Below are 11,075 nucleotides of genomic sequence, written 5' to 3'. Positions count from 1 at the left end.
CATGGACGACAACGACGCACAGCTGCACCTCAAGAAACGCGCCCGCCGACGTCTGGTCGGTGCGATTTTCTTCGTTTCGGTCGTGGCCATGGTCTTGCCCATGGTCATGGATCATGAGCCGCGTCAGGCGGTGCAGGATGTGGAGATTCGCATCCCGGGGCAGGATGAAAAGCCCTTCGCGCCCAAGTTTGCCGTCGCACCGGTTGAAAAGGCACCGGAAAAGGCACCCGAGCCCCCCGTTGTCATGCCCTCCAACAAGGCCCCCGTGGTTGTGCCGGCCGCACCCGAGGCCAAGCAGCCCGTTGAGCCCGCTACCAAGCCGACCGTACGCGTGCTGGAGGTGGTCAAGGATGTGAAGGGGCCGGAGAAGCCGGCCGACAAGCCGACTCCGAAACCGGAGAAAACCCCAGAAAAGCCGGTGGCCAAGCCAACCGACAAGCCGCTCGACAAGCCCAAGGCGGATGATGCCAAGCGCGCCGCCGCCATCCTGGCCGGCCAGTCGGCCGATGCCAAGGCTGCCGACAGCAAGCCGGCGGTGAAAGGCGGAGAATATCTGGTGCTGATTGGGGCATTTTCCAACGAAGCCAATGTCAAAAACCTGAAGGACAAGCTGTCGGAGCAAGGGATCAAGACCTTCAGCGAGCCGCTGGACACGCCGCAGGGCAGGAAAACCCGCGTTCGCGCCGGGCCCTTCCCGAATCGTGAAGCGGCCGAGAAGGCCTTGGAGAAGATGCATCGCATCGGTGTTTCCGGAGTCGTTTCGGCCAAGCCATGACCGGATTCGACTACGTTGCCATCGGCATCGTCGGCATCTCCTTGATCTTTGGTCTATGGCGGGGCGTGGTTGGCGAAATCATCGCGCTGCTTGCCTGGATCCTGGCGATTGTCGCGGCGGTGGAATTCGGCGCGACGCTCGGCATCGCGGTATTTGGCGGCTTGTCTGATCCGGCGCTACGGACGCTGGCCGGGTGTGTGGTGATTTTTGTTGGGGTGCTGGTTGTCATGGCGCTCTTCAGAATGTTGGTCGGCAGCATGGTCAAGGCTTTGGGGCTGTCCGTGTCGGATCGCATTCTGGGCATGCTCTTCGGTCTGGCGCGGGGTGTGCTGGTGTGCATGGTGTTGGTGGGTCTTGGCGGGATGACCTCGGCGCCGACCCAATCATGGTGGCGGCAGGCAAGCTTGTCGGCGCCTCTGGAAACAGCCGTACTGGCAACCAGGTCCTGGTTGCCGGACGATTTGGCAAAACGAATTCGATTTAGCTAGGCAGGAAAAGATATGTGCGGGATTCTCGGTGTAATGGCGACAACGCCGGTCAACCAGTTGCTTTACGATGGCCTGATGGTGCTCCAGCACCGCGGCCAGGATGCGGCGGGGATTGCAACGGCGGAAGGCAATACTTTCCACCTGCACAAGGGGCCGGGGTTGGTGCGCGACGTCTTCCGCACCCGCAACATGCGCGCCTTGCCGGGCAACTGGGGTATCGGCCATGTCCGCTACCCGACCGCAGGTTCGGCTTATAACTTCGCCGAAGCGCAACCGTTCTACGTCAATTCGCCGTTCGGTCTCGTCCTGGGCCATAACGGTAACCTGACCAACGCCGAGCAGTTGAAGGAAGAAATGTTCCGGATGGATCGCCGGCACATCAACACCAACTCCGACTCCGAAGTCCTGCTCAACGTGCTGGCCCACGAACTGCAATCGGCGGCGCATGGCTACGAGCTGGACGTCGACAGCATCTTCCAGGCCGTGGCCGGCGTGCATCGCCGCTGCCGCGGCGCCTACGCGGTGGTCGTGCTGATCGCCGGCTACGGATTGCTCGCCTTCCGCGACCCGCATGGTATTCGCCCACTGATCTATGGCCAGAACGAAACGCCGCAAGGCATGGAATACCTGGTTTCATCCGAGTCGGTCGCCCTCGATACCCTGGGCTTCCAGATGGTGCGTGACATCGAGCCGGGCGAGGCCGTCTTCATCGACCTGAACCACCAACTGCATGCCCGCCAATGCGCACAGCAGCCGATGTACGCCCCGTGCATCTTCGAATACGTCTATCTGGCCCGTCCGGATACCGTGATCGACGGTGTTTCGGTTTACGAGGCGCGCTTGGCCATGGGCGAACTGCTGGCCGAGAAGGTCAAGAAGCAGATTCCGGTCGAGGAAATCGACGTCGTCATCCCGATTCCCGATTCCAGCCGTCCGTCCGCCATGCAATTGGCGCAGGTGCTGGGTATCCCGTTCCGCGAAGGCTTCGTCAAGAATCGCTACGTCGGTCGCACCTTCATCATGCCGGGCCAGGCCATGCGCAAGAAGTCGGTACGCCAGAAACTGAATACCGTCGGCCAGGAGTTCAAGGGCAAGCGCGTGTTGCTGGTTGATGACTCCATCGTGCGTGGCACGACCAGCCACGAGATCGTCGAAATGGCGCGTGCCGCTGGCGCGGTCAAGGTCTATTTCGCCTCGGCGGCGCCGCCTGTGCGTTTCCCGAACGTGTACGGCATCGACATGCCAACGCGTGCCGAGCTGATTGCCACCGGCCGCACCGATGCCCAGATCGCTGCCGAGATCGGTGCCGATGCGCTGGTCTATCAGGATATCGAAGCGCTGAAGCAATCGATTACCAGCCTGCGTTCCGATCTGACGGTATTCGATGCCTCCTGCTTCGACGGTTGCTATATCACCGGCGACATCGACAGCTACTACCTTGATGCCGTCGAAGGCAAGCGCGGCGGCAAGCCGGCCAAGAGTGGCGACGATGACGGCGATAGCCGCTCGTCCGAGCAGATGGTGCTTGGTCTGACCAACGGCGGGCAGGAATAATGGCCAAGTTCGACGCCGCGTCGGGCTATCGTCCGGAAACACTCTCGGTGCGTGCCGGTCAGGAGCGCAGCCAGTTCGGCGAGCATGCCGAGGCGCTGTACCTGACTTCCAGCTTCGTCTTCGAGAGCGCGGCCCAGGCTGCCAGGCGCTTCTCCGGTGAGGAGGAGGGCAATGTCTACGCCCGTTTCTCCAACCCGACCGTCACCATGTTCGAGGAGCGTCTTGCTGCCCTCGAAGGCGCCGAAGATTGCGTGGCCACGGCCAGCGGCATGTCGGCCATCATGGCTACCGTGCTGGCGCACCTCAAGCAGGGCGACCATATCGTGGCCTCGAACAGCCTGTTCGGCGCCACGGTGCAGCTGTTCAACAACATCCTGTCGCGTACCGGCATCACGACCACCTTCGTGTCGCATACCGATCCAGCGGCCTGGGAAGCGGCGATTCGCCCGGAAACCAAGCTGTTTTTCCTGGAAACGCCGTCCAACCCACTGACTGAAATCGCCGACATCCGCACCCTGGCTGCCATCGCCCACGCCAAGGGCATCCTGGTTGCCGTCGACAACTGCTTCTGCACGCCCATCCTGCAAAAGCCACTGGAAATGGGCGCCGACCTGGTCATCCATTCCGCGACCAAGTACATCGATGGCCAGGGCCGCGTGCTGGGCGGCGCCGTGTGCGGCCCGAAGAGGCTGACCGAGGAAGTCTTCAAGTACCTGCGCACCGCCGGCCCGACCCTGTCGGCCTTCAATGCCTGGGTGCTGCTCAAGGGGCTGGAAACCCTCAAGCTGCGCGTCGAGGCGCAGGCCGCCAACGCCGCCCGGCTGGCCGCCTGGCTGGAAGCACACCCGAAAGTGGCGCGCGTTTTCTATCCCGGCCTGCCGTCGCATCCGCAACACGAACTGGCAAAGGCGCAGCAGAAGAACGGCGGCGGCATCGTCTCCTTCGAGGTCAAAGGCGGACGCGAACAGGCGTGGGCCGTCGTCGACCATTGCCGCTTGTTGTCCATCACCGCCAATCTCGGCGATACCAAGACCACCATCACCCATCCCGCCTCCACTACGCACGGTCGCATCTCCCCGGAAGCACGGGCTGCGGCCGGCATCAACGAAGGCCTGCTGCGCATCGCGGTCGGTCTCGAAGCGGTGGAAGACCTGCAAGCCGACCTCGAGCGCGGCTTCTCACTGATCTGATTCTTGCGCGGCGCCCGGCTTCGGCCGGGCGCTTCGCTTTGGAGTACTCCCCATGCATTTTTCCGACCTCGGCCTGAAGGCCGAAATCCAGCGTGCCGTTGCCGAGCAGGGCTACGACACGCCAACTCCCATCCAGCAGCAGGCAATCCCTGCCGTTCTCGCCGGCCATGACCTGATGGCTACCGCGCAGACCGGGACCGGCAAGACCGCCGGCTTCACGCTACCCATCCTGCACCGCCTGGCCTCCGGCCCGAACGACCGCCTGAGCCGCGTCGCCCGCACGCCGCGCGTACTGGTCCTGACGCCGACCCGCGAACTGGCCATCCAGGTCGAGGAAAGCGTGCGCACCTACGGCAAGCACCTGCCGATCAACTCGCTGGCCGTCTTCGGCGGCGTCGGCATCAACCCGCAGATTGCCAACTTGCGCCGCGGCGTCGATATCCTGGTCGCCACGCCGGGCCGGCTGCTCGATCATGTGCAGCAGAAAACCGTCGATCTCGGCGGCATCGAAATCTTCGTTCTCGACGAAGCCGATCGCATGCTCGACATGGGCTTCATCCGCGACATCCGCAAGGTCATTGCGCTGTTGCCCAAGGAACGGCAGAACCTGATGTTCTCGGCCACCTTCTCGCCGGAAATCCGCGAGCTGGCGGCCGGCCTGCTGCACAACCCGGTGTCGGTCGATGTCGCGCCGCGCAACACGGCGGCCGAAACCGTCACCCAGAAGGTCATCGAGACGGATCGTGAACGCAAGAAGGAACTGCTTTGCCATCTGTTCGCTACCCGTGGCTGGCACCAGGTGCTGGTTTTCGCCCGTACCAAGCACGGCGCCGACGCGCTGGCGCGGACACTGGAAAAAGCCGGCATCAAGTCGGCGGCGATCCACGGTGACAAGTCGCAGGGAGCCCGCACCCGCGCCCTGAGCGAATTCAAGGACGGCAAGCTGGTGGCGCTGGTCGCCACCGACATCGCGGCGCGCGGCATCGACATCGACGCGCTGCCCTACGTCATCAACTACGAATTGCCCAATGTGCCGGAAGACTACGTGCATCGCATCGGCCGCACCGGCCGTGCCGGTATGGAAGGCGAGGCGATTTCGCTGGTCTGCCACGACGAACGCGGCCAGTTGAAGGACATCGAGAAGCTGATCAAGCGCAGCCTAGAGCGCGTGGTGATCGAGGGTTTCGAACAGTCGGCAGTCGCCAAGCCGCGCCCGGAGCTGCCGCCGCGCGGCGCGCGCAAGCCGCAAGGGCAGGGCAAACCGCAGCCGAAAACGCAAACGCATAAGTCCGGGAAAAGTGCCGGTCGTCCGCAACAGCATCACAATGGCAACCGCCATCGCTGATTGACAACAATTTGCCGGCCGCTGGCCGGCGGTAGGCTTGTCGGGGGCTGTAAAAACGTCTACTGTGGAAACTATTTCATTAACTTCATATTGTTAGTGAGTTTTCTTAAGGCGTTTTGGAGGTCGGGATGCCCCCCCCGCAAAAAATCCGGCTTGGCGACCTGCTGATTCAGCAAGGCTTGCTGACCGACGAACAACTGAAAATTGCGCTCGACGAGCAAAAGCGTACCGGCCGCAAGCTCGGGCGCGTCTTCGTCGAGAGCGGCTATGTTACCGAGGCCGGCATCTCGCAGGCGCTGGCCCGTCAGTTGCAGATTCCTTTCGTCGACCTCAAAAGTTTTACCCCCAAGCCCGACCTGATCAAGCTGCTCCCGGAGGCGCCGGCCCGCCGCTTCCGGGCTCTGGTTCTCGCGCAATTGGCGGATGGCCGCCTGCAGATCGGCATGTCCGACCCCACCGACCTCCAGGCCTACGACGAAATCACCCGCCTGGTGCGCCGCGAGATCGACCTCGCGGTCGTCACCGAGAGCGAACTGCTGGCGATGGTCGACCGCGTCTACCATCGCGGCGAGCAGATCACCGGCCTGGCCAAGGAACTGACCGCCGAACTGGGCGACGTGCCGATCGAATTCGGCGACCTGCTCGGCCTAAACCCGGGCGCCGAGGATGCGCCGGTCGTCAAGCTGCTGCAGACGGTGTTCGAGGAAGCCATGCGCCTGCGCGCCTCCGACATCCACTTCGAACCGCAGGAAAAGTCGCTGCGTATCCGCTTTCGCATCGATGGCGTGCTGCACATCCAGACCGAGGCCGATGCCAAGATTTCGTCGGCCGTGGCGCTGCGCCTGAAGCTGATGTCCGGCCTCGACATCTCCGAGAAACGCCTGCCGCAGGACGGCCGTTTCAACATCAAGGTGCGCGGCAATCCGGTCGATGTGCGTATCTCCACCTTGCCGACACAGTTTGGCGAATCGGTGGTCATGCGTCTGCTCAACCAGAACACCGGCCTGCTGGAACTCGACAAGATCGGCATGCCGCCGCACGTGCTCGATCGTTTCCGCTATGCCTTGAAACGCCCGAGCGGCATGGTGCTGGTCACCGGCCCGACAGGTTCCGGCAAGACGACATCCCTGTACGCCGCGTTGAATGAGCTGAACAGCCCGGAAAAGAAGGTCATCACCGTCGAAGATCCGGTCGAATACCGGCTCGGCGGCCTCAACCAGGTGCAGGTACACGAAAAGATCGATCTTTCCTTTTCACGCGTGCTGCGTACCGTGTTGCGTCAGGATCCGGACATCGTCCTGATCGGCGAAATGCGCGACCAGGAAACCGCCGAAATCGGCATGCGGGCAGCGATGACCGGGCATTTGGTGTTATCCACGCTGCACACCAACGACGCCATCTCGACGCCGATCCGCCTGCTCGACATGGGCGTGCCGCGTTACATGGTGGCGCTCTCGGTGCATATGGTGGTGGCGCAACGACTGGTGCGGGTGATTTGTGGCAACTGCCGCGAGCCTTATTCACCGACTCCCAATGAACATGAGTGGCTGCGTTTCGAACTAGGCGATCAGGTCGATAGTCAGGCCTACCACCACGGCCGCGGCTGCGCCCACTGTGCCAATACCGGCTACCAAGGGCGTAGCGGGGTTTATGAGTTCCTGGAAATGAGCGATGCCGTGGTGGAGGCCATCAACCATGAAGACCCGGGTGAGTTCATGCGCGTGGCGCGCCAGCAGATGGCCGGCGAAACCCTGCGTCGTGATGCGGTGCGCCTGGTGCTGGCTGGCAAGACCACGGTTGCCGAGGCCATGCGCATCAGCAACCAGTTCGAGGAATAAGCCGCGTGGCCAACTTTGCCTACAAGGGACGGGATGCCGGCGGCAAACTGATTGAGGGCGTGCTCGAAGCCGCTTCGTCGGGTGGGGTCGCCGACATCCTCCTGGGGCGCGGCATCACGCCGGTTTCCATTCTTGAGGCAAAGTCAGCGAAAGCAGCGCTGGCGGTCGATTGGTCGCTCTTCAAGCCCAAGGTCGAGCATATCGACATCCTGCTTTTCTCGCGGCAACTCCACACCCTGCTGAAATCCGGCGTACCGATCATGCGTGCGCTTGGCGGCTTGCAGGAGTCGGCCACCAACCCGTCAATGAAGGAGGTCATTCGCGACGTACGCGAAAGCCTCGAGGCCGGGCGCGAGCTATCGGTATCGCTGGCCCGCCATCCGAAGGTATTCAATCCCTTTTACATTTCCATGGTGCGTGTCGGTGAGGCGACCGGCATGCTCGATGAAATCTTCCTCCGCCTGTTCGAGCACCTGGAATTCGAGCGCTTCATGCGTGAGCAGGTAAGGTCGGCGTTGCGCTACCCGATGTTCGTCGTGCTCGCCATGGCGGTTGCCATCGTGGTTGTGAACCTCTTTGTCATACCGGCGTTCGCCAAGGTGTTCGAGGGTTTTGGCGCCGAGCTTCCGTTCATGACGCGACTTTTGCTTGGTTTTTCCAATTTCATGGTCGCCTGGTGGCCCGTGCTGCTGGGAGGGCTGGTTGCAGCCGTCGTCGCCTTCCGTTCCTGGGTTGGCACTGCAGCCGGGCGGATGCGGTGGGAGGCGATTACCCTGCGCTTCCCCATTGCCGGGAAAATCGTGCGCAAGGCGGCGATGGCCCGTTTTGCCCGCAGCTTTTCACTCGGCTTGCGGAGTGGTGTGCCGGTCATGCAGGCGCTGACCAATTCGGCGCAGACTGTTGACAACAGCTATATCGCCACCCGGATCGAGGGCATGCGCGACACCGTCGAGCGCGGCGAGAGTGTCTTGCGGGCAGCCATCGCGTCCGGCTTCTTCACGCCGGTTGTGTTGCAGATGGTCGCTGTCGGAGAGGAATCAGGTGCCCTCGACGACATGCTCGAAGAGGTCGGCCAAATGTACCAGCGCGAGGTTGAATACGAGTTGAAGACCCTGGGCCAGCAGATCGAGCCGATCCTGATCATTTCGCTTGGCGTGCTGGTCATGATCCTCGCGCTCGGCATCTTCCTGCCGATGTGGGACCTCGGCAAAGTGGCCATCAAGCGATGAGCGGCGATGCGACGCTATTACGAATTCGCCATCGCCATCACCCTGATCGGAGCGGTGTCGCTGTTCCTGCTCGCATCGCTGGACTCGGTGCGCAGCGACATGGAGGAGGCCTTGGTGCAGTCCGAGGCAGCGAGCATGCGCCTGGAGCTCGCAGAGGCCGTTGTGCATCGCGTAGCATCCAGCGGCAGCTTGCCGCAAAGCAACAACCCGGTGGACTGGGTGGCGAGCAAGCCGGCCAGTTACCGCGGGGCATTCGACACGGCGCCCGACGAGTGCTCGATATGGTTTTTCGACCGACAGGCTGGTGAGCTGATCTATCGATTTCACGATGGTTCGCGCGCACGCTTTCGCCTGGGGCGCGGCGGTGGCGATGGCAGGCTTGTCATTTCAGGTGTTTCCTTGCAGCGTCTGGATCAAGGGCGCGAATAAATGTTGAGGTGGAGGGGTAATATGGCTAAAGTAATAAAATTTCCAGCCGATAATGGACGCATGGATATGGAACCGAAACCCAAGCCGGTAGCGGAGCGTGGTTTTACCCTGATCGAACTGATCGTGGTCATCATCATTCTCGGCCTGCTGGCGTCGATTGCCTTGCCGCGCTTCGTTAATCTGCAGCGCGATGCACGCGTTGCCAAGCTGCAGGCGGCGCGCGGCAGCGTCGGGGCGGCATCCGCGCTGGCACACGCCACGGTGCTGGCACGCAGCGGGGTGGCCGATGTCGCGCCCTGCACCGGCGGCGCCACGGCCTCCAACGCCACGGGAGCCAACGGCACCTTATGTACCGAGAACGGCCTGGTCAACCTGGTATTCGGCTACCCCGAGGCAACCGCCATCGGTACGCCGGGAATCCTCTCGATGGCCGGCCTGACCGGGGTATTCAATCCTTCAGCCGCCAACCTGCAAGACGAAGGCTATACCTACACCGTTGCCGGCGGCGTGGCGACTTTCGGTATCAGCGGCGCAACCACCCCGGCCGCTTGCACCTTTACCTATACCCAACCCACAGCGGCCAACCAGGCAGCCTTGATTGGTCCAGTGACGACCACCGGATGCTGATTTTTATACTTTGAGGAGCATGTAATGAAAGCAATGCAAAAAGGTTTCACCCTGATCGAGCTGATTGTCGTGATCGTTATTCTCGGTATCCTTGCCGCGACGGCGTTGCCTCGCTTCATTAACGTAGCAACGGATGCTCGCATGGCTGCCATGAATGGTGTCGCGGGTGGGCTGCGTTCGGCGGTGGCATTGGCACAGTCACGCTATATCGCTACTGGCAATGCTGCCGCAACAACCGTGAACATGGGGCTGGCCGGCGCTGTTCAGGCAGTGGACGTGGCGGCCGGGACAGGAATTCCCGCTGGAACTGCAACAGGTATTCAGGCAGCCATGCAAGCTACCGATGGATTTACATTTGCCTGTGCGGCCGGCGTCTGTACCGTGACGCAGACTGGCGGTCCTGCTGCGTGTGCAGTTACGTATACCGGAGCGACTGGCGTGGTGAACGTGGGGGCAGTTACGGTTGCAAATTGCGGCGGGTAAGTTTTTCAGGCTAGGCTGATGCTCACGCCACCAACTGCTTAGCTGCCACGATGCAGCGTCTGGCAGATTCCTGCAACAGTAAAAACCCGTCCTGTGGCGGGTTTTTGTCTTGTTGGTTCGGTATGCGGGGTTTTACGCAGGTGGAGTTGATTGTTGTCATTGTGATCGTGGGCGTTCTGGCGCTGGCTGTTATACCTCGATTTTCCGGTGATTCGGGATTTGAGGCGCGGGCATTTAGAGACAGCGTGGTGGCAGGTTTGAGGTACGCACAAAAATCTGCTGTGGCGGCTCGGCGGACGACTTGCGCAACGTTTTCTGCGGCCCCCGCTAGAGTGGACTTTCGGATATCGAATGGCAATGGCGCCGTCGATTGTGTGCAAGGGCTTCCCTTGATCGGTCCTGATAACAGGCAATTACAAGTTACCGCAGCAAATATGGTCGCCTTTGTTGCGTTACCAGCGGATGTGGTCTTCGATGGTGCCGGGCGTCCTCTGAGCGCATCGGTGTTCAGCGTTTCAGGGCTGGATGCCAGTCTTATGGTCACCGTGGAAGCAGAAACCGGCTATGTCCACTAAGATTGCTGCTGCCCAGCGCGGCATCACATTGATTGAGCAGATTGTTTTCATCGTCATTGTCACCGTGGGCGTTATTGCCCTAGTGTCGACGCTGAATCCGATGATTCTCGCCAGTGCCGATCCGATGCGGACCAAGCAGATGGTGGCGCTTGCAGAGGGGCTGCTCAACGAAATCCTGCACCAACCCTTTACCTGGTGCGATCCAGACGATGCGAACGCCGCGACTGCGCAATCCTATGCCGATTGCACCATGCCTCAGAATACGGGAACGCATGGTGCGGGTGAGGTGCGCGGCACCTACGACAATGTTGATGACTATGGCGGCAACCCGGCAATGCAGAATGTTGCCGATGTAACGGGCAATTACATCATGCCCGGCTATACGGCTACGGTTGCTATTGCCCGCGTCGGAGCGACGCTCGGCCTGGCGGACAATAGTGCGGCGCTGAGCGTGACGGTGACTGTCGCATTCGGCACTGAGAACTTTGCTTTGACGGGTTACCGTTTCCGTTATGCGCCGCGTTACTGATCCGCCTCGGGTG

General features: G+C 61.6%; 12 protein-coding genes. All 12 read left to right on the top strand.

What is annotated here, in order from left to right; genetic code table 11:
- Position 1: 1 nt before the first annotated feature.
- On the top strand, positions 2 to 775 hold the full coding sequence (locus AB6Q56_RS11810; protein ID WP_434513376.1) for an SPOR domain-containing protein: 774 nt from the start codon (positions 2 to 4) through the stop codon (positions 773 to 775).
- Positions 772 to 1,263: a CvpA family protein gene (locus tag AB6Q56_RS11805; protein ID WP_434513375.1), complete on the top strand. Its 492-nt coding sequence runs from the start codon at positions 772 to 774 to the stop codon at positions 1,261 to 1,263. Before AB6Q56_RS11810 ends, AB6Q56_RS11805 begins: the two co-directional genes overlap by 4 nt.
- Positions 1,264 to 1,275: 12 nt before the next feature.
- The gene (gene purF / locus AB6Q56_RS11800; protein ID WP_434513374.1) at positions 1,276 to 2,817 is read left to right on the top strand and encodes an amidophosphoribosyltransferase; all 1,542 of its coding nucleotides are present in this window, start codon (positions 1,276 to 1,278) and stop codon (positions 2,815 to 2,817) included.
- Positions 2,817 to 4,007, top strand: a complete 1,191-nt coding sequence (locus AB6Q56_RS11795) for an O-succinylhomoserine sulfhydrylase (RefSeq protein WP_434513373.1) — start codon at positions 2,817 to 2,819, stop codon at positions 4,005 to 4,007. Before purF ends, AB6Q56_RS11795 begins: the two co-directional genes overlap by 1 nt.
- Positions 4,008 to 4,059: 52 nt before the next feature.
- Positions 4,060 to 5,352, top strand: coding sequence for a DEAD/DEAH box helicase (locus tag AB6Q56_RS11790; protein ID WP_434513372.1), 1,293 nt, complete (start codon positions 4,060 to 4,062; stop codon positions 5,350 to 5,352).
- Positions 5,353 to 5,480: 128 nt separating this feature from the next.
- A complete protein-coding gene (locus AB6Q56_RS11785) occupies positions 5,481 to 7,190 on the top strand; it encodes a GspE/PulE family protein (RefSeq protein ID WP_434513371.1) in 1,710 nt (569 codons plus the stop codon).
- Between the two features lie 5 nt (positions 7,191 to 7,195).
- A complete protein-coding gene (locus AB6Q56_RS11780; protein WP_434513370.1) occupies positions 7,196 to 8,419 on the top strand; it encodes a type II secretion system F family protein in 1,224 nt (407 codons plus the stop codon).
- A gap of 6 nt (positions 8,420 to 8,425) precedes the next feature.
- Positions 8,426 to 8,848, top strand: a complete 423-nt coding sequence (locus AB6Q56_RS11775) for a hypothetical protein (RefSeq protein WP_434513369.1) — start codon at positions 8,426 to 8,428, stop codon at positions 8,846 to 8,848.
- Between the two features lie 60 nt (positions 8,849 to 8,908).
- Positions 8,909 to 9,475 (top strand): prepilin-type N-terminal cleavage/methylation domain-containing protein, encoded by a 567-nt coding sequence (locus AB6Q56_RS11770; RefSeq protein WP_434513368.1) that lies wholly within the window; start codon positions 8,909 to 8,911, stop codon positions 9,473 to 9,475.
- Positions 9,476 to 9,499: 24 nt separating this feature from the next.
- A complete protein-coding gene (locus AB6Q56_RS11765) occupies positions 9,500 to 9,958 on the top strand; it encodes a pilin (protein ID WP_434513367.1) in 459 nt (152 codons plus the stop codon).
- A gap of 50 nt (positions 9,959 to 10,008) precedes the next feature.
- Positions 10,009 to 10,533: a prepilin-type N-terminal cleavage/methylation domain-containing protein gene (locus tag AB6Q56_RS11760; RefSeq protein WP_434513366.1), complete on the top strand. Its 525-nt coding sequence runs from the start codon at positions 10,009 to 10,011 to the stop codon at positions 10,531 to 10,533.
- Positions 10,523 to 11,062 (top strand): type IV pilus modification PilV family protein, encoded by a 540-nt coding sequence (locus AB6Q56_RS11755; protein ID WP_434513365.1) that lies wholly within the window; start codon positions 10,523 to 10,525, stop codon positions 11,060 to 11,062. Before AB6Q56_RS11760 ends, AB6Q56_RS11755 begins: the two co-directional genes overlap by 11 nt.
- Positions 11,063 to 11,075: the final 13 nt, after the last annotated feature.

Origin of the sequence: Dechloromonas sp. ARDL1 (assembly GCF_051122455.1) — a bacterium.
Lineage (GTDB): Bacteria > Pseudomonadota > Gammaproteobacteria > Burkholderiales > Rhodocyclaceae > Azonexus.
The sequence above is the reverse complement of the archived record's forward strand: the minus strand, read 5'-3'. Positions and strand labels throughout refer to the sequence as shown.

Excerpts from the sequence above, each read along its gene's own strand:
- AB6Q56_RS11765 (WP_434513367.1), top strand. The coding sequence starts at position 9,500 with ATGAAAGCAATGCAAAAAGGTTTCACCCTGATCGAGCTGATTGTCGTG.
- AB6Q56_RS11810 (WP_434513376.1), top strand. The coding sequence starts at position 2 with ATGGACGACAACGACGCACAGCTGCACCTCAAGAAACGCGCCCGCCGA.
- AB6Q56_RS11775 (WP_434513369.1), top strand. The coding sequence starts at position 8,426 with ATGCGACGCTATTACGAATTCGCCATCGCCATCACCCTGATCGGAGCG.
- AB6Q56_RS11790 (WP_434513372.1), top strand. The coding sequence starts at position 4,060 with ATGCATTTTTCCGACCTCGGCCTGAAGGCCGAAATCCAGCGTGCCGTT.
- AB6Q56_RS11760 (WP_434513366.1), top strand. The coding sequence starts at position 10,009 with ATGCAGCGTCTGGCAGATTCCTGCAACAGTAAAAACCCGTCCTGTGGC.
- AB6Q56_RS11785 (WP_434513371.1), top strand. The coding sequence starts at position 5,481 with ATGCCCCCCCCGCAAAAAATCCGGCTTGGCGACCTGCTGATTCAGCAA.
- AB6Q56_RS11795 (WP_434513373.1), top strand. The coding sequence starts at position 2,817 with ATGGCCAAGTTCGACGCCGCGTCGGGCTATCGTCCGGAAACACTCTCG.
- AB6Q56_RS11805 (WP_434513375.1), top strand. The coding sequence starts at position 772 with ATGACCGGATTCGACTACGTTGCCATCGGCATCGTCGGCATCTCCTTG.
- AB6Q56_RS11755 (WP_434513365.1), top strand. The coding sequence starts at position 10,523 with ATGTCCACTAAGATTGCTGCTGCCCAGCGCGGCATCACATTGATTGAG.
- AB6Q56_RS11770 (WP_434513368.1), top strand. The coding sequence starts at position 8,909 with ATGGATATGGAACCGAAACCCAAGCCGGTAGCGGAGCGTGGTTTTACC.
- purF (WP_434513374.1), top strand. The coding sequence starts at position 1,276 with ATGTGCGGGATTCTCGGTGTAATGGCGACAACGCCGGTCAACCAGTTG.